Below are 15,910 nucleotides of genomic sequence, written 5' to 3'. Positions count from 1 at the left end.
GTCAGTGCGCGAGAGGCCCCGGCGCCAGTTCGGCCAGCGCGCGCAGCAGCGTCGCCGGGTTCACCGGCTTGAACAGCACCGGGATGCCCGAGGCGCGCACGCGCTGAAGCCGGTCGGGCGAGGTCTCGCCCGTCACCAGCAGCAGCGGCGCCTGCAGCCCGAAGCGGCGCTGCAGGCGCATGCCCGCGTCGAGGCCGTTCTCGCCGTCGCAGAGGCGGTAGTCGCACATGAGAAGAGAGAAGGGCCGCTCGTGCGCGTCGGGCCGGCCCAGCAATTCGGCGGCCTCGGCCTCGCTGGAGACGGCGTCGAGCGCGAGGCCGTGGGCCCGGAAGAGGCCGGTCATGGCTTCGCGGATCTCGGCCTCGTCGTCGATCAGCAGGATGCGGCCGTGCACCGCCGGCGCCGCGTGATCGCCTCGCACCCCCGTGGTGCGCACGGGCGCGGCCAGCCCGGCGTCGGGCATCGCCACCGCCTCGGCGGCCGGGAGCTCCAGCCGGAAGCGGCTGCCGCGGCCCGTCTGCGACTTCAGCCGCACCGGGTGCTGCAGCAGCCGCGAGAGGCGCTGCACGATCGACAGGCCGATGCCCAGCCCCTGCGCGCGGTCGCGGCCCGGGTTGTGCACCTGGTAGTACTCCTCGAACACGCGCTCCTGCTGCTCGGGAGCGATGCCGATGCCGGTGTCGAACACCTCGATCCACACCACGCCGCCGCGCGCGCGGGCCCGCACGGCGACGCCGCCGCGCGTCGTGTACTTCAGCGCGTTGTCGACGAGGTTGGAGAGCATTCGGTAGAGCAACTGAGCATCGCTGTGTACCCAAAGGCCGCTGGCGCGCACGCGCAGCTGCAGCTGGCGCTGCTCGGCCCGCGCCGCGAACATGTGGTTGAGCGAGCGGAAGAGCGCATCGAGCGAGACGGGCGCGATGGCTGGCGTGACCACGCCCGCGTCGAGCCGCGACACGTCAAGCATGGTGTCCAGCGAACTGCCCAGCGCATTCACCGCGCGCATCAGCTGCTGCGCGTTGCGCCCGCCGTGGTGCTCGCGCAGCTCGTTCTCCAGCGCGGCGCCGAAGAGGGCGATGGCATGCAGCGGCTGGCGCAGGTCGTGGCTCGCGGTGGCCAGGAAGCGCGTCTTCTCGGCGCTCGCGCGCTCGGCCGCGGCGATCTGGGTGCCGAGCTGGCCGGCCAGCGCCTCGTTCTCGAAGCGCAGCACCAGCGAGTCGGTCAGCAGCTTGTGCTGCTGCCCGCCCACGCGCAGCGTGAAGAGCAGGTAGCCCAGGCTGAAGAGCGCGAGGAAGAAATGCATCGCGTCGCCCTGCCAGGCCAGCGCGACGATCAGGCTCAGCATCATCGGCAGCGTGTAGCCGTACAGCGCGGGCTTGAGCGGCCACAGCAGCTGCATGGCCCGCGCGCAGCTGCCGATGATGACCACCGTGATGACCGAGGTCACCGGCAGGTCGCCGGGCGAGATGAAGAGCAGCGGCGCGCTGGCCATGGCCGCGCCCACCACGGTGACGGTGCGCGAATGCCGGCGCGCCCAGCGCCTGGTGTCGGCCAGCGGCACATCGGGGTGCCAGCGCGGCATCAGGAAGAGGAAGACGCCCAGCGAGAGATGCACCGCCATCCACACCAGGACCCAGGCGCGCGGCTGGTGCAGGTACATGGCCGCGCCCAGCGCCGCGCCCAGGCCGAAGTGCACGAACACCGACGCGTTGTAGGCCGCGTAAACCGAGGCCACGTGCTCGCGCAGCACGCGCAGGCCCAGTTCGTCCGGCTCGGGCGGGCGCGGGAAATCGGCGGATTCATGTGACGGCTTCGGCGCGGTGGCATTCACACGGCCGATGCTATCGGCCGGGTTCGCGCACGGAAGTGTCGTAAGTCATGCCCCGGAGGGCCGGCTCCGGTCGACCTCAGGCCTGGCCCGGCGACGCCGCGACGGCTTCGACGCGGGCCCGGTGGATGGCCTCGCCGATCTTCGGCCCCGTGGCGCCGGACTGCTGGGCGGCTCTGGCCACCACGTCGGTGACCACGGCCGACGCCGTCGCCAGCACTGCGAGCAGCCGCTGGCGCTGCGGCCAGGGCGTATCGCTTTCGTCGACGCCACTGCCCGCACGGCTGCGCGCCGCGCACTCGCAGGCCAGCAGGGCCTCGGCGAAGCGCGCGGGCTTGCGGAAGGCGTCGCAGCGCTCCAGCAGGCGGACCAGCCCGGCGGCGTCGAGCGCGCCGCTCTTGTCGATGTGCGAATGCTCGCGTGCCACCACCTCCGCCAGCTCGCGGAATTCCACCGGCACGCGCCAGCGCTCGCACACCGCCTGCAGCGAGGCCACGCTGTCCTCGCCGCCGCCGAAGCCACCGGCCAGGCAGGCGAAGCGCACGGCCAGCGATGTCTTCAGCCGGGCGGCGGTGTCCACCATCCGCATCGGCAGCGGGTCGCTGGCGTCGACCTCGGGCAGCAGCAGGGCCAGCGCGCCGCATTCGCGCAGCACCTCGAACATGCGCGAGGGGCGCGTTTCCATGAGGCCGCGCGAGAGCTCCTGCCACACGCGCTCGGCCACCAGCGCATCGGCCTCGCCGGCCGCGACCATCTCTCGCATCAGCGCCATGGTTTCGGGGGCGACGCCGAAGTCGTCGAAGCGGGCGGCGAAGCGCGCCACGCGCAGGATGCGCACCGGATCTTCGCGGAAGGCGTCGGTCACGTGGCGCAGCACCTTGTCGCGCAGGTCGCGCTGGCCATGGAAGGGGTCGGCCAGCGTTTCCGGCGTGGGGTCGAAGCGGCCATCGGCGCTCACCAGTTCGGCGGGCAGCGCGATGGCGTTGACGGTCAGGTCGCGGCGGGCCAGGTCCTGCTCGAGCGTGACGTCGGGCGCGGCATGCACGGTGAAGCCGCGGTAGCCCGGCGCACTCTTGCGCTCGGTGCGGGCGAGCGCGTATTCCTCGCGCGTGTCGGGGTGCAGGAACACCGGGAAGTCGCGCCCCACGGGCAGGTAGCCGCGCTTGACCATCTCCTGCGGCGTAGCGCCCACCACCAGCCAGTCGTGGTCGGACACCGGGCGCTGCAGCAGGCGGTCGCGCAGTGCGCCACCGACGAGAAAGATTTTCATGGCCGCAGTTTAGGGATACTCCCCTCTGTCAGAAATAGAACGGTCGTTCGATAATTCGCGATGCAGACCGGGCAATCGTTCGTCATTCGGGCGATCTTCAGCGGCGGTCACAGCCGACGCCCGCATCCGCAGAGGGATATTCAACCAAAAGGATTCACATCATGAAGAAAAGAATGATTGCACTGGCAGCTCTGGGCGCCCTGGCGTCCGGCGGCGCCATGGCGCAACAGGCCGGCGACTGGGTCGTCGGCGCAGGGTGGTTCCATCTGTCACCGCAGGATTCGAGCAAGCCGCTGACCGTGACCTCGCCCGTGCAGAGCGTCCTGGCCGGTTCCGGCGCCAGCGTGAGCGATTCCGACACCCTGGGCCTCAACGCCACCTACTTCATCGACAGCCACTGGGCGGTGGAAGGCGTGTTCGGCGTGCCGCCCAAGTTCAAGCTCAACGGCACCGGCACCCTCGGGCGCGTGGGCCAGCTCGGCGAGGCCCGCCAGTGGAGCCCGACGATCCTGGGCAAGTATTTCTTCAACGAAGGCAACGACGCCTTCCGTCCGTTCGTGGGCCTGGGCGCCACCTATGTCTGGTACAGCGACGTCAAGCTGACCCCGAACCTGCAGAGCGCGCTGGCCTCGCAGTTCCACCAGTCGCCCTTCGCGGTCAACACCACGGCCAAGCTGGACAGCAAGTTCGCACCGGTGATCAACGTGGGCGCCGCCTACCAGTTCGACAAGCACTGGGGCATCTCCTTCTCGGTCTCCTACATCCCGCTGAAGACCAAGGCCAAGCTGACGACGACCTCGATCTACGGCCTGCCGGTTGCCACCAGCGAAGCCAGCCTGAAGCTGAACCCGATCGTCACCTACGTGGCGGCAACCTACAGGTTCTGATCCGGGCTCGCCCTTGCAGCGTTTGAAGCCCTATCGCCCCGTGCGGTAGGGCTCTTCGAACTGCAGGAAATCCTTCTCCGCCAGGCCTGCGTCGATCCAGGCCTTCACGCCCGGCAACGCCTGCACGCGCTCGATGTAGGCCGTGATGTGCGTCGGCACCGGCAGGCCATAGGTCCTGATGCGCGTGCCCACCGGCGCGAAGTAGGCGTCGGCGATGCCGAACTCGCGGCCGAACAGCATCGGGCCGCCGTGGGTGTCGAGCAGGCCGCTCCACATCTGCACGATGCGCGCGAGGTCGCTGGCGACTTCGGGCACTTCCTTCATCAGCCGCGCGCCCACTTCGGGCAGCGAGGCTTCGAGGTTCATGCCGCAATGGTTGCGCAGTCCGCCGAAGCCGGAATGCATCTCGGCGCAGACGCTGCGCGCGCGTGCGCGGTCGGCCTTGGCCTGGGGCCAGAGATGCTTCTCGGGAAAGGTCTCGGCGAGGTATTCGGCGATGGCGAGCGTGTCCCAGATGACGAGGCCGCCGTCTTCCACCAGCACCGGCACCTTGGCGACCGGGTTCAGCGCGCCGATGGTGTGCTTGAACTGCGAATCGGCCTCGAAGGAGTCGAAGCGCACCGCGACTTCCTCGAATTCGATGCCGGCCTGCTTCATCAGTACCCAGGGCCGCATGGACCACGACGAGTAATTCTTGTTGCCGACATAGAGCTTGCGCATGAGGGATCTCCGGTCCGTTGCGGGGGTGAAACAAAGCCTTCGATGCTAGCCGCGCGCCCGACTGCGATTGATGCCGAACGCGGCGCGAATTGATGCAGCTGCGCGCGTTCAGTGCCGGCCGCCGTCCTTGCCGCTCTCGTCCTGCTTCCTGGGCCCCGACACGCGCTCGATCAGGTCCACCAGGCGAGGCACCAGAGCCAGCACAGCGAGCGCCAGCAGCGCGCTGAGCACGGCCGTCAGCTCGCGGCCGAGCCCGCAGGCCATGCCGATGGCGGCCGTCATCCACAGGCCCGCGGCGGTGGTCAGGCCCTGCACGTGGCTCTCGTCCTTGCCCTGCTTGAGGATGGTGCCGGCGCACAGGAAGCCCACGCCCGCCACCAGCCCCTGGATCACGCGGCTCATGTCGGCCGGCACGATGCCGGTCTGCTGCGGCACGAGCACGAACATCGCCGAGCCGATCGCCACCAGCATGTGGGTGCGCACGCCGGCCGCCTTGCCCTGCTGCTCGCGCTCGAAGCCGAGCACGAAGCCCAGCGCGCCCGCCAGCGTCAGGCGCAGCACGATGCGCGTGAGCTGCGCGACGTCGCCCACGTCCGAGAACTCGGACGCGAGGGTATCGAGGACCTCGTCGCGCCAGCTCATTTCAGGCCGCCGGGCTCAGGGCAGGTCCTTGTTCGGCTCGGGCTCGGAGGCATCGCGCGGGCCGACGCGGCCCAGGCGCTCCTTCAGCGACTGCGGCCGGCCGCTGATGATGGCGGCGTAGTTGGTGGTGTTGGCCAGCACCTTCTTCACGTAGTCGCGCGTCTCGTTGAAGGGCACGTTCTCGGCCCAGATGGCGGCGTCGAGTACCGGCCCGTTGCGCCAGCTGCGCGGTCGGCCGGGGCCGGCGTTGTAGGCGGCCGCCGCCAGCGCCATGGAACCGTCGAAGTCGTCGAGCGCAAGCTTCAGGTAGTTGGTGCCGATGGTGATGTTGGTCTCGCGGTCGTTGATCTGGCCGGGCGAGAAGTCGGTCATGCCGATCTTGCGGGCCGTCCAGCGCGCGGTGGCGGGCATGACCTGCATCAGGCCCGAGGCGCCGACGCCGGAGCGCGCGTCCATGATGAAGCGGCTTTCCTGGCGGATCAGGCCGTAGACGTAGGCCGGATCGAGGCCGATGTCCTGGCTCTTGCGCAGCACCGTGTCGTGGAAGGGCATCGGGAAGCGCTGTTCTACGTCGACCACGCCCTTGGTGCGCTCGCTGGTGTTGATGCAGCGGTCCCACACCTCGCGCTGGCAGGCGAAATCGGCCGCGGCCAGCAGCGCGCGGTCGTCCATGCCGCCCTTGTCGTGCAGGTTGGTGGCGTAGTTCCACTCGCGCGTGCCCTCGGGGCGCAGGCCGATGGCGATGGCGTAGAGGCCGCGCGCCAGCGCGGGGTTGCTGCGCGCGGCGGCTTTCTCTTCGGGGGTGAGCGGGGCGGGGCGCGTGGGCACCACGGTGCGCTGGCCCAGTTCCTCCAGCGCCAGCATCTCGTAGAAGCCGCGCGAGCCGGCGATGCTCTGGTAGAGCTCGCGGGCCTGGGCGCGGCGTTCGTCGCCGCCGGCACTGGCCAGGCCGCGCGCCTTCCAGTAGACCCAGGTGGGGTCGAGCTGGGCGGTCTCGCTCATCGCGTTGATGGCGGGCACCACCTCCTTCCACTGGCCGGCGCGCAGCGCGGCGCGCACGCGCCAGCCGAGCATGTCGTCGGAGAGGTCGCCGTTCTTGGTGACGTTGGCGAAATAGCTGCCGGCCTGCGGCCACAGCTTGATGGCGGCGGCGCGGCCGATGGTGCCCCAGAGCCAGTTGCGCTCCTCGGCCGAGAGCATCGGGCCCCACTTGCTGTCGAGTTGCGAGGCGGCCAGCTCGGGGTCGGCCATGGCGACCTTGATGAGCGCGAGCACCACCAGCTCCTTGCGCGACTTGGCGGCCACGAAGGCGCGGCCGGTCAGGAACTTGGCCGAGCTCGCGTTGAGCTCCTCGAAGAGCGGCAGCGCGTCGGGCGCGGCGATGGCGACGGCGGCGCGCGCGGCCTGCGGGCGGTTGGCCTCCATGGCCAGGCGGGCCTTCTTCCAGACGTCGTTGGTCGACAGCAGCCGGGCGGCGGTCATGCGGTCGGCGGCGGTGAGGCAGCCGTCGTCCAGGTCTTTCTGGGCGAACCAGTTGCGGCGCACCTCGTCGGCCTGCGCCTGCGTGGCAGTGCCGCTGCGCAGCGTGTCGACGAGGATCGCGTAGCAGCGCACCTGCGCGTCGTCGCCCATGCGGAAGCCGTCGAGCGAGGCGGAGAAGTTGTCCCAGTCGCGGCGCTGGCCGGTCAGCAGCAGCCAGTCGTTGCGCAGGCGGTCTTCCTGGTAGGTGCCGGGGTAGCGGGCGTAGAAGTCCTGCACTTCGTTGGGTGCGGCTTCCTGTAGACGGGCCTTCAGTTCCCAGTAGGCGGCCCAGGGTTCGAGCGCATGGCCGCGGGCCTGCGGCAGCAGGGCAGTCAGCCGGGCCTTGTCGCCGCGCTGGAAGGCCTGCTTCATCTGGATCAGGACGTCGTCATTGGTGTTGCTCTGGGCCGCGGCGGGCTGCTGCGAGAGCAGTGCGGCGAAGGCGATGACCGCGGAAAAAACCAGCGCGGGAGCCGCATTGCGCGGATGGCTGCGCTTGGATGCCAAAATGCTTGGGAACTGCATCGGGGGATTATGGACAAGTCAAAGGGTGCCGACACCTCGGCAACGGCGAGTTTTCTTAAGGAACAGTTGAGAAAGGTACTCATCGAGCAACGCCTTGCGATGCCCGACCGGTTGACGCGCGCCGACCTGCTGCAGCGCGTGATGCGGATCTGGCTCGTGGGCCGGCCCGACACAGTGATCGGTGCCTACTGGCCGATCAAGGGCGAGTTCGATCCGCTGCCCGCACTGCACCGCTGGAAGGAAGACGGCGAGCTGATGGAAGAGCCGCAGCGCCGCCGCATCGGACTGCCGGTGATCGACAAAGTTCACAAGACCCTGACCTTCCACGCCTGGTACCCGGGCTGCCAGATGGAAGAGGACGCCTACGGCATCCCCAAGCCCAAGGACACCGAGCTGATCGTGCCCACGCTGCTGTTCGTGCCCTGCGTGGGCTACAGCGCCGGCGGCTACCGGCTGGGCTACGGCGGCGGCTTCTACGACCGCACGCTGGCCGCGCTGGAACCCCGGCCCTTCACGGTGGGGCTGGGCTTCACCAACGGCTTCGTCCCGGACTTCGAGCCCGAGGCGCACGACCTGCCTTTGGATGCCATCCTCAACGACAACGGCGTCGTCTGGCCGGTGGCCTGACTCTCCCCCAGGCTTCGCGCACTTCGTGTCGCTTCGCCAACCCCCTCGCCGGGGGCAACACCTGCGGCCCGGCAAAGCCGGTTCCGCGGTGTTCCTGGAAAAGGCCGCCGGGCCGCTCTTCCTCTTCTTCTTGAATCTCAGTTGAGGTCGTCTACGGTATCCGGGTCGGGCACTTCGCCGATGGTTTCGCGCGTGGTCACGGCCTGCAGCTGCAGCCAGTCGCAGAAGGCCTTGATCTCGGGGCGCTGCATGCTGCGCGGGCCGGCGATCATCCAGTAGGACATCGGCGAATCCATGCGGTGCTGCGGCAGCACCTCGACCAAGTCGCCGTTGGCCAGGCTTTCGGCGATCAGCGAGCTGCGCGCCAGCGTCACGCCCTGGCCGGTGAGGGCGGCCTGCACCATCTGGTAGGCGTAGTTGAAGTAGAGCCAGCGCTTGGGCTGGGCGCGCTCCAGCCCGTTCACCTCGAACCAGCGGCGCCAGGTCAGCCATTCCAGGTGCGTGCGGTGGGCGTCGCCGGCCTCGATGAGCGTGAACCGGGTCATGTCTTCCGGCGTCTTGATGGGCGGGCTGCTCTTGAGCAGCCAGGGGCTGGCCACGGGCGTGAGCGTTTCGCCGAACAGGCGCACGGCGCCGGAGGGCATGGAATCGCGCGGGCCGTAGCGCAGGGCGATGTCCACGTCGGCCACGTCGAGGTCGACCGCCACGTCGCTGGCGTCGATGCGGATGTCGATCTCGGGGTTGTCGCGCTGGAAGGCCTCCAGCCGCGGGATCAGCCACATCGAGGCGAACGAGGCGAAGGTGGTCAGCGACACGCTCTGGCGCCCCGCGCTCTGGCGGATCTGGCGCACGGCCGTGTCGATGCGCGGCAGCGACTGCTGCACCGCCAGCAGCAGCAGGGCGCCGGCGCTGGTGAGCTCCACCGCGCGCGTGTGGCGCAGGAACAGCGCCACGCCCACTTCCTCTTCCAGCGACTGGATCTGGCGGCTCACGGCCGACTGGGTCAGCGCCATTTCCTCGGCGGCCGCCCGGAAGTTCAGGTGGCGGGCCACCGCCTCGAAGGCGCGCAGATGCCCGGCGGAGATCGGGCGGGAGCGCAGATGGGTCTGGGAATGTTGCATGGGTGTGAATCCGGGTCGTCTCGCGGCCAGTCAATTGATGCGAAACCAGCATCAGTAGGCTAACTCGTTTTCATTGGACCGCCAACGCCGCACAAACGATCATTCATTCCCGAACTGCGCAATTGCCTCTTTCTGTCAAGCGCCTCGGCAAAGCCCCAAGGAGTTACACCATGTCCACCGCCGTCTGCACCACCGAATCGCTCTCGTCCCTCTCCGTCCCGGCTCGCGCCGCCACCGTCCCGCCGGCAGTGCGCCGCGGCGCATGGCAGATCGCTCCCGGCGAGGCGATGAGCCTGAAGGCGCGGGCGGCGAGCGTCCTGCGCGTGAAGCAGGGCCGCGTGTGGATCACGCCCGACGCCACGCTCGCCAACCCCAGCGAAGACCTGGTGCTCGCCCCCGGCGAGTCGCTGATGGTGGCCGCGGGCCAGCGCATCGTGATGGAGGCGTGGGATGGCTATGGCGCCACCTACAGCTGGGACAACGCCTGATCGTTCCAGTCCTCCAGGTGCTTGAAAAGGCGGCTTCGGCCGCCTTTTCCTTTTTTGGCGGCCGCTCAGCCGTTGATGTCGAAGCTGGGCACCAGCGCCAGGAAGTGCCTCAGCGCCGCTTCCCCGGTCAGCGCATGCACGCCCGCCATCAGGTCGGGGCCCTCGCATTCCGCCAGCCCCATGCCGAAGCCGCTGTAGCGGCGAACCTCCAGCGGGGCCCGGTGGACCACCCTGACGTCCACGTGGCGCGGATCCTTCTCGATCCGTTGCATCAGCGCGCTGACGGCATCGGCCGGGCCCTCCAGGTGCTGGCAGAAGCGCATTCCGTCGAACACCAGGAGGCCCGTGATGCCGTGCAGCGCGTTCTGGGTGCGGGCCCGGGAAACGATCTGGCCCACGGTCTGCGGGGGCAGGCTATGCGTGAGCATGCTGCAGTAGAAGATTTCGTGAAGTGGGAGCGTTGCTTCGTCGGTCATGCGTTCGGAGTCGGAGGGGCGCGCAGAGTGTAGGTGGCCGGGGGAAGCCCTGGGCATGTCAAAAGACACAGGCCGGGCGCCTATAGTGCGGTGTGAAATTCGAGGACTACCCAGCTGCCGCCGCCCCGCCCGTCGGCGCGAATTCGTGCGACCGATGCGCGTTGCGCCGCCTGGACGCCTTCCTGCCGTGCTCGCAGGAGGAATTGAAGACCATCCAGTCCTTCCGCGTGGGCGCCCGCCGCGTGGAGGCCGGCGGCGCGATCATCGAGGAGCACCGGCGCAGCGCGCAGCTGTTCACCCTCTATGCGGGGTGGGCTTTCCGCTACAAGACGCTGAGCGACGGCCGGCGGCAGATCCTGAGCTTTCTGCTTCCCGGCGATTTCCTGGGCCTGCAGGACGAGTTCGCCGACGGCCAGACCCATGGTGTCGAGGCGGTCTCCGACGTCACGCTGTGCGCCTTCTCGCGCGACCGGCTGTGGGAGCTGTTCCATGCCCAGCCCAAGCTTGGCTACGACATCACCTGGCTGGCCGCGCGCGAAGAGAAGATGGTCGACGACAACCTCGTCACCGCCGGCCGGCGCAATGCCGGCGAACGGGTGGCGATGCTGCTGATGCACCTGTACCGCCGGGCGCAGCGCGTAGGCATGGAGCGCGACGGCTGGGTCGAGTTTCCGTTCAACCAGCAGCACATCGCCGACGCGCTGGGGCTTTCGCTGGTGCACACCAACAAGACGCTGCGGCGGCTGCAGCGCCTGGGGCTGTACAAGATCGACGCCGGCTGGCTGCGCATCATGGAGCCGCATGCGCTCGAAGCGCTGGGCGACTATTTCGAGCGGCCGATACGGCCGACACCGCTGTTGTGAGCTCCGCCCTCCGGAGCCAGCGTCTTCAGCGCGCCGCCACCAGCTGGCGCAGATCGTCCTGGTAGGCCTGCAGCCGGCGCACCGCCTGCGCGCGCTGGCTGGCGCTGGTGCCGTTGTGCATGGCCGCGGTGTTGCGGCAGCCCTCTTGCAGCAGGGCCCGCTGCTGGTCGCGCCAGGGGCCGGGCGGCGGCTCGGCGATGCGCTGGATGTAGTCGTGCAACGCGGCCTGCGCCTCGGCCGGCGGGGTCTTGTTGGCGAGGAAGCCGCGCAGCAGCCTCAGCGCCTCCTGCTGTCGCTTGCGGCGCTCGGCGTCCGCCGGCTTCGGATCGAACACCGACTGCGCGACCTGCTGCTTCAGCAGGTCGCGCTGCTCGTTCGTGAGCCGGCCGTAGAAATCCTCGGTGCGCTCCAGGAACTGGTCGTAGCGCTTCTCGTGCACCTGCGCGGGCGTGCGGTCGAGCCAGTCCTTGCGGTATTCGGCGTTGTTCTTGGCGTACTTGCGCTCCAGCTGCTGCAGCTGGGCCTCGCTCAGGCTCAGAGCCAGCTCGGTGCCGGCGGGTTCGGCGCGCTCGGTCACGGCCAGCAGGCGTTCGCGGATGCGGTCGGACATGGCACAGACCTGTTCGGGCGTCACCTCGCCCGGGGCCATCGTCTCGGCCTCCTTGAGCAGCGATGCGATGCGCGGCAGCTCGTTCTGCCGGTGCCAGGCCAGCAGCCGGGCGAGCTCGTCGCGCACCTTCGGGGTCTGGGCACCGTCGAAATCGAGGTAGCCGTCGAGCCACCAATAGCTCACCGTGGGCAGGTTGTTGTAGGCCAGCTGGATGGCGCTGCAGGCGCCCAGGGCGGTGGCCACGAGCAGCGCGCCGATAATTCGGCTCATTGCCGAGCAAGTCGCGCAACGAATCCTGGAAAAGAAACGCATGAATCAGCCTCCGCAACAGAACAACGACCACGGACCGATCGACGTCGTCATCATGGCCGCCGGCAAGGGTACCCGCATGAAGAGCAGGCTGCCCAAGGTCCTGCACCGGCTGGGCGGCCGCGCCCTGCTGGCGCACGTGGCGGGCACCGCCGCGCGCATCGGGGCGCGCGACGTGGTGGTGGTCACCGGCCACGGCGCCGACCAGGTCGAGGCCTCGATGGCCGGCGGCATCGGCGATGCCAGCCTGCGCTTCGCGCGCCAGGAGCCGCAGCTGGGCACCGGCCACGCGGTGCAGCAGGCCGCGCCGCTGCTGGCGGACGACGGCACGGTGGTGGTGCTCTCGGGCGACGTGCCGCTCATCGGCGAAGAAACCCTGCGTGCCCTCGTCGCGGCCAGTGCCGGCGGCAAGCTGGCGCTGCTGACCATCGAGTTCGACGACCCCGCGGGCTATGGCCGGGTCATCCGCGCGGCCGGCAGCGGCGGGCTTCAGGGCGAGGTGCAGGCCGTGGTCGAGCACAAGGACGCCACCGAGGCCCAGCGCGCGGTGCGCGAAATCTACAGCGGCGTGATGGCCGTGCCCGCGCGCCTGCTCAAGGGCTGGCTCGGCCGGCTGGACAACCGCAATGCCCAGGGCGAGTACTACCTGACCGACGTGGTGAAGCTGGCGGCTGCCGACGGCGTGCCCGTGGTCGCGCACATCACCACCGACGCGCTGCAGGTCGCCGGCATCAACAGCCCCGCCCAGCTCGCCGCACTGGAGCGCGCATGGCAACTGCGCCAGGCGAACGCGCTGATGGAGCAGGGCGTGCGCCTGGCAGACCCCGCGCGCTTCGACCTGCGCGGCACGCTCGAATGCGCGGGCGACGTGGAGATCGACGTCAACTGCGTCTTCGAGGGCGCGGTGACGCTGGGCGAGGGCGTGCGCATCGGTGCGAACTGCGTGATCGCCAATGCGCGCATCGAGGCCGGCGCGGTGATCCATCCCTTCACCCACATCGAGGGCGAGAAGGCCGGCGTCACCGTCGGCGCGGGCGCGCTCGTCGGCCCCTTCGCGCGGCTGCGGCCCGGCGCGCAGCTGGGCGCCGAGGTGCACATCGGCAACTTCGTCGAAGTGAAGAACTCCACGCTGGCCGCCGGCGCCAAGGCCAACCACCTGGCCTACCTGGGCGACGCCACCGTGGGCGAGCGCGTGAACTACGGCGCGGGCAGCATCACCGCCAACTACGACGGCGCCAACAAGCACCGCACCGTGATCGGCGACGACGTGCACGTGGGCAGCAACTGCGTGCTGGTGGCGCCCATCACCATCGGCGCGGGCGGCACCATCGGCGGCGGCTCGACCATCAACAAGTCGACCGAGCCGGGCGCGCTGACCGTGGCGCGCAGCAAGGCGGTGAGCTTCCCGAACTGGAAGCGTCCCCAGAAGAAGCCGAAGGCCTGACGACGGCCTTCAGGCCCCCGATGCCAGCGGCATCCGGGGCTCGAACTTCGCGCGCTTCAGGCCGAAGAAGGCCTTGACGTTGCGCACGTTCGCATCGGCCGTGAACAGGCGCTGCGTGAGCGCGCCGTAGTCCGGCATGTCGCGCGCCGCCACCACCAGGATGAAGTCCGGACCGGGCGATACGCGCCAGCACTGCTGGACCGCGTCGTCGGCGATCACGCGCGTCTCGAAGGCGTCGAGCGAGGCGGCATCCTGCCGGTCGAGCGAGATCTCGATCACCGCCTGCAGGCCGTGGCCCAGCACCGCGGCGAGCCGGTCGGGCGACAGCAGCGCCACCTGGCGCTCGATGAGGCCGACGTCGCGCAGCCGCTGCACGCGGCGCAGGCAGGTGGGCGGGGAGATGCCCACGTCGGCGGCCAGGCGCTGGTTGGTCCGGGAGGCGTCGCGCTGCAGGGCGTCGAGCAGGCGGAGGTCGGTTGAATCGAGGGAAATTGATTCCATATTCAATGAAATTATGGAATAAAACTCCAATCATCCGAAATGGAGAAATAAAAGTGCGAAATCAATCGAATTTCGAATGCATATTTCTTCCATGCCTTCCTACCATCGAGCCTCTTCTCCATTCAAAGGCAGCTCACCATGTGCGGCATCGTCGGGGCAGCGTCCCATCGCAACATCGTTCCGGTCCTCGTGCAGGGCCTCCAGCGGCTCGAGTACCGCGGCTATGACTCCTGCGGCGTCGCGGTGCATGCCGGCGGCCTGACGCGGGCGCGCACCACCTCGCGCGTGGCCGACCTCGTGGCGCAGGTGCGCGACGACAAGGTCGAGGGCCTCACCGGCATCGCCCACACGCGCTGGGCCACGCACGGCGCGCCGGCGGTGCACAACGCGCATCCGCACTTCAGCCACGGCCCGGGCGCCGACGCGCAGGCCGCGCGGCCGGGCCGCATCGCGCTGGTGCACAACGGCATCATCGAAAACCATGAGAGCCTGCGCGCCGCGCTCGAGGCCAAGGGCTACGCCTTCGAGAGCCAGACCGACACCGAGGTCATCGCCCACCTGGTCGACAGCCTCTACGACGGCGACCTGTTCGAGGCCGTGAAGGCCGCCGTGCTGCAGCTGCACGGCGCCTACGCCATCGCCGTGATCTGCCGCGACGAGCCGCAGCGCGTGGTCGGCGCGCGCGCGGGTTCGCCGCTGATCCTGGGCGCGGGCAAGGACGGCGCCGAGAACTTCCTGGCCAGCGACGCAATGGCCCTTGCCGGCGTGACCGACCAGATCGTCTACCTGGAAGAGGGCGACGTGGTCGACCTGCAGCCCGGCAAGTACTGGATCGTCGACAGGAACCACAAGCCCGTCACTCGCCAGGTGCGCACCGTGCTCGCCCACAGCGGCGCGGCCGAACTGGGCCCGTACCGCCACTACATGCAGAAGGAAATCTTCGAGCAGCCGCGCGCCATCGGCGACACGCTCGAAGGCGTGGAAGGCATCGTGCCCGAGCTGTTCGACGGCATCGGCCAAGACGGTGCGACCGGAGCGAGCGCGCACCGCGTGTTCCAGGACATCGACAAGATCCTCATCCTCGCCTGCGGCACCAGCTACTACAGCGGCTGCACCACCAAGTACTGGCTCGAAGGCATCGCGAAGATCTCCACGCAGGTCGAGATCGCGAGCGAATACCGCTACCGCGAATCGGTGCCCGACCCGAAGACGCTGGTCGTCACCATCAGCCAGTCGGGCGAAACGGCCGATACGCTGGCAGCGCTCAAGCACGCACGCTCGCTGGGCATGGAGCAGACGCTGACCATCTGCAACGTCGCCACCAGCGCGATGGTGCGCGAGTGCAAGCTGGCGTACATCACGCGCGCCGGCGTGGAGATCGGCGTGGCCTCGACCAAGGCCTTCACCACGCAACTGGCGGGGCTCTTCCTGCTCACGCTGGCCATCGCGCAGGCCAAGGGCCGGCTGAGCGATGCCGAGGAGGCGCGCTACCTGAAGGAAATGCGCCACCTGCCCGTCGCGCTGCAGTCGGTGCTCGCGCTGGAGCCGCAGATCATCGGCTGGGCCGAAGACTTCGCGCGCAAGGACAACGCGCTCTTCCTCGGCCGCGGACTGCACTACCCGATCGCGCTGGAAGGCGCGCTCAAGCTCAAGGAAGTGACCTACATCCACGCCGAGGCCTACGCCGCCGGCGAACTCAAGCACGGCCCGCTCGCGCTGGTGACCAGCGAGATGCCCGTGGTGGCCGTGGCCCCCAACGACGCGCTGCTCGAGAAGCTCAAGAGCAACCTGCAGGAAGTGCGCGCCCGCGGCGGCGTGCTCTATGTGCTGGCCGACGGCGACACGAAGATCAGGAGCGGCGAAGGCCTGCACGTGATCCGCATGCCCGAGCACTACGGCGCGCTCTCGCCGATCCTGCACGTGGTGCCGCTGCAGCTGCTGGCGTATCACACGGCCTGCGCGCGGGGGACCGACGTGGACAAGCCGCGCAATCTTGCGAAGAGTGTGACGGTGGAGTGAGGCTGGGGGGCTGGTGGAAGGGCGTTGAACGCAGCTGGCGCTGACCGCTCCTCGAGAAA

Annotated in this window: 15 protein-coding genes; 6 read left to right on the top strand and 9 right to left on the bottom strand. The window is 69.3% G+C overall.

Translation table 11 applies throughout. The features are described from left to right. Window position 1: 1 nt before the first annotated feature. Entirely contained in the window at window positions 2-1,831 is a 1,830-nt protein-coding gene (locus tag ACAM57_RS26785) for a hybrid sensor histidine kinase/response regulator (RefSeq protein WP_369659551.1), read from the bottom strand. A gap of 76 nt (window positions 1,832-1,907) precedes the next feature. Next, entirely contained in the window at window positions 1,908-3,098 is a 1,191-nt protein-coding gene (locus ACAM57_RS26780) for a multifunctional CCA addition/repair protein (protein WP_369659550.1), read from the bottom strand. A gap of 161 nt (window positions 3,099-3,259) precedes the next feature. On the opposite strand from ACAM57_RS26780, the gene ACAM57_RS26775 reads away from it, so the two are divergent. Beyond that, window positions 3,260-3,985: an OmpW family protein gene (locus ACAM57_RS26775; RefSeq protein ID WP_126021338.1), complete on the top strand. Its 726-nt coding sequence runs from the start codon at window positions 3,260-3,262 to the stop codon at window positions 3,983-3,985. A 30-nt stretch (window positions 3,986-4,015) separates the two neighbouring features. Here the strand turns inward: ACAM57_RS26775 and ACAM57_RS26770 are convergent, their stop codons facing one another. The 3 genes from ACAM57_RS26770 to ACAM57_RS26760 all read right to left on the bottom strand — a co-directional run bounded on the left by ACAM57_RS26770 (window position 4,016) and on the right by ACAM57_RS26760 (window position 7,393). Then, on the bottom strand, window positions 4,016-4,705 hold the full coding sequence (locus ACAM57_RS26770) for a glutathione S-transferase family protein (protein WP_126021337.1): 690 nt from the start codon (window positions 4,703-4,705) through the stop codon (window positions 4,016-4,018). A gap of 108 nt (window positions 4,706-4,813) precedes the next feature. Continuing rightward, window positions 4,814-5,347 carry an MgtC/SapB family protein gene (locus tag ACAM57_RS26765; protein ID WP_184634836.1) on the bottom strand — a complete coding sequence of 178 codons (534 nt, stop codon included), beginning with the start codon at window positions 5,345-5,347 and terminating at the stop codon, window positions 4,814-4,816. A gap of 15 nt (window positions 5,348-5,362) precedes the next feature. Continuing rightward, window positions 5,363-7,393 carry a transglycosylase SLT domain-containing protein gene (locus tag ACAM57_RS26760; protein ID WP_369659549.1) on the bottom strand — a complete coding sequence of 677 codons (2,031 nt, stop codon included), beginning with the start codon at window positions 7,391-7,393 and terminating at the stop codon, window positions 5,363-5,365. A 9-nt stretch (window positions 7,394-7,402) separates the two neighbouring features. Here ACAM57_RS26760 and ACAM57_RS26755 point away from each other — a divergent pair, with 9 nt between their 5' ends. After that, on the top strand, window positions 7,403-8,020 hold the full coding sequence (locus ACAM57_RS26755) for a 5-formyltetrahydrofolate cyclo-ligase (protein WP_369659548.1): 618 nt from the start codon (window positions 7,403-7,405) through the stop codon (window positions 8,018-8,020). A 137-nt stretch (window positions 8,021-8,157) separates the two neighbouring features. On the opposite strand, the gene ACAM57_RS26750 is transcribed toward ACAM57_RS26755, so the two are convergent. Then, window positions 8,158-9,141 (bottom strand): LysR substrate-binding domain-containing protein, encoded by a 984-nt coding sequence (locus tag ACAM57_RS26750; protein WP_369659547.1) that lies wholly within the window; start codon window positions 9,139-9,141, stop codon window positions 8,158-8,160. Window positions 9,142-9,311: 170 nt separating this feature from the next. Here ACAM57_RS26750 and ACAM57_RS26745 point away from each other — a divergent pair, with 170 nt between their 5' ends. Next, window positions 9,312-9,629 carry a DUF2917 domain-containing protein gene (locus tag ACAM57_RS26745; RefSeq protein WP_184634843.1) on the top strand — a complete coding sequence of 106 codons (318 nt, stop codon included), beginning with the start codon at window positions 9,312-9,314 and terminating at the stop codon, window positions 9,627-9,629. Between the two features lie 65 nt (window positions 9,630-9,694). Here the strand turns inward: ACAM57_RS26745 and ACAM57_RS26740 are convergent, their stop codons facing one another. Further along, a complete protein-coding gene (locus tag ACAM57_RS26740; protein WP_126021331.1) occupies window positions 9,695-10,105 on the bottom strand; it encodes a BLUF domain-containing protein in 411 nt (136 codons plus the stop codon). A gap of 203 nt (window positions 10,106-10,308) precedes the next feature. Between ACAM57_RS26740 and ACAM57_RS26735 the strand changes: the two genes are divergently transcribed. Continuing rightward, window positions 10,309-10,968 (top strand): Crp/Fnr family transcriptional regulator, encoded by a 660-nt coding sequence (locus ACAM57_RS26735; RefSeq protein WP_260319177.1) that lies wholly within the window; start codon window positions 10,309-10,311, stop codon window positions 10,966-10,968. Between the two features lie 25 nt (window positions 10,969-10,993). On the opposite strand, the gene ACAM57_RS26730 is transcribed toward ACAM57_RS26735, so the two are convergent. Next, window positions 10,994-11,848 carry a DUF6279 family lipoprotein gene (locus ACAM57_RS26730; RefSeq protein WP_369659546.1) on the bottom strand — a complete coding sequence of 285 codons (855 nt, stop codon included), beginning with the start codon at window positions 11,846-11,848 and terminating at the stop codon, window positions 10,994-10,996. Between the two features lie 40 nt (window positions 11,849-11,888). On the opposite strand from ACAM57_RS26730, the gene glmU reads away from it, so the two are divergent. Then, the gene (gene glmU, locus ACAM57_RS26725) at window positions 11,889-13,331 is read left to right on the top strand and encodes a bifunctional UDP-N-acetylglucosamine diphosphorylase/glucosamine-1-phosphate N-acetyltransferase GlmU (RefSeq protein WP_369659545.1); all 1,443 of its coding nucleotides are present in this window, start codon (window positions 11,889-11,891) and stop codon (window positions 13,329-13,331) included. Window positions 13,332-13,340: 9 nt separating this feature from the next. On the opposite strand, the gene ACAM57_RS26720 is transcribed toward glmU, so the two are convergent. Beyond that, window positions 13,341-13,832 (bottom strand): Lrp/AsnC family transcriptional regulator, encoded by a 492-nt coding sequence (locus tag ACAM57_RS26720; protein ID WP_369659544.1) that lies wholly within the window; start codon window positions 13,830-13,832, stop codon window positions 13,341-13,343. 138 nt (window positions 13,833-13,970) lie between these two features. Between ACAM57_RS26720 and glmS the strand changes: the two genes are divergently transcribed. Beyond that, complete coding sequence (glmS, locus tag ACAM57_RS26715; protein WP_369659543.1) at window positions 13,971-15,851, top strand: glutamine--fructose-6-phosphate transaminase (isomerizing); 1,881 nt, start codon at window positions 13,971-13,973, stop codon at window positions 15,849-15,851. Window positions 15,852-15,910: the final 59 nt, after the last annotated feature.

The organism is Variovorax sp. V15 (genome assembly GCF_041154425.1).
Classification (GTDB): domain Bacteria; phylum Pseudomonadota; class Gammaproteobacteria; order Burkholderiales; family Burkholderiaceae_C; genus Variovorax; species Variovorax guangxiensis.
This window is presented reverse-complemented; position numbering and strand designations above follow the sequence as displayed.

Bases quoted from the DNA above. Each gene is read 5' to 3' on its own strand.
- ACAM57_RS26770 (WP_126021337.1), bottom strand. From the start codon at position 4,705: ATGCGCAAGCTCTATGTCGGCAACAAGAATTACTCGTCGTGGTCCATG.
- ACAM57_RS26760 (WP_369659549.1), bottom strand. From the start codon at position 7,393: ATGCAGTTCCCAAGCATTTTGGCATCCAAGCGCAGCCATCCGCGCAAT.
- ACAM57_RS26720 (WP_369659544.1), bottom strand. From the start codon at position 13,832: ATGGAATCAATTTCCCTCGATTCAACCGACCTCCGCCTGCTCGACGCC.
- ACAM57_RS26755 (WP_369659548.1), top strand. From the start codon at position 7,403: ATGGACAAGTCAAAGGGTGCCGACACCTCGGCAACGGCGAGTTTTCTT.
- glmS (WP_369659543.1), top strand. From the start codon at position 13,971: ATGTGCGGCATCGTCGGGGCAGCGTCCCATCGCAACATCGTTCCGGTC.
- ACAM57_RS26740 (WP_126021331.1), bottom strand. From the start codon at position 10,105: ATGACCGACGAAGCAACGCTCCCACTTCACGAAATCTTCTACTGCAGC.
- ACAM57_RS26775 (WP_126021338.1), top strand. From the start codon at position 3,260: ATGAAGAAAAGAATGATTGCACTGGCAGCTCTGGGCGCCCTGGCGTCC.
- glmU (WP_369659545.1), top strand. From the start codon at position 11,889: ATGAATCAGCCTCCGCAACAGAACAACGACCACGGACCGATCGACGTC.
- ACAM57_RS26730 (WP_369659546.1), bottom strand. From the start codon at position 11,848: ATGAGCCGAATTATCGGCGCGCTGCTCGTGGCCACCGCCCTGGGCGCC.
- ACAM57_RS26745 (WP_184634843.1), top strand. From the start codon at position 9,312: ATGTCCACCGCCGTCTGCACCACCGAATCGCTCTCGTCCCTCTCCGTC.
- ACAM57_RS26765 (WP_184634836.1), bottom strand. From the start codon at position 5,347: ATGAGCTGGCGCGACGAGGTCCTCGATACCCTCGCGTCCGAGTTCTCG.
- ACAM57_RS26780 (WP_369659550.1), bottom strand. From the start codon at position 3,098: ATGAAAATCTTTCTCGTCGGTGGCGCACTGCGCGACCGCCTGCTGCAG.
- ACAM57_RS26750 (WP_369659547.1), bottom strand. From the start codon at position 9,141: ATGCAACATTCCCAGACCCATCTGCGCTCCCGCCCGATCTCCGCCGGG.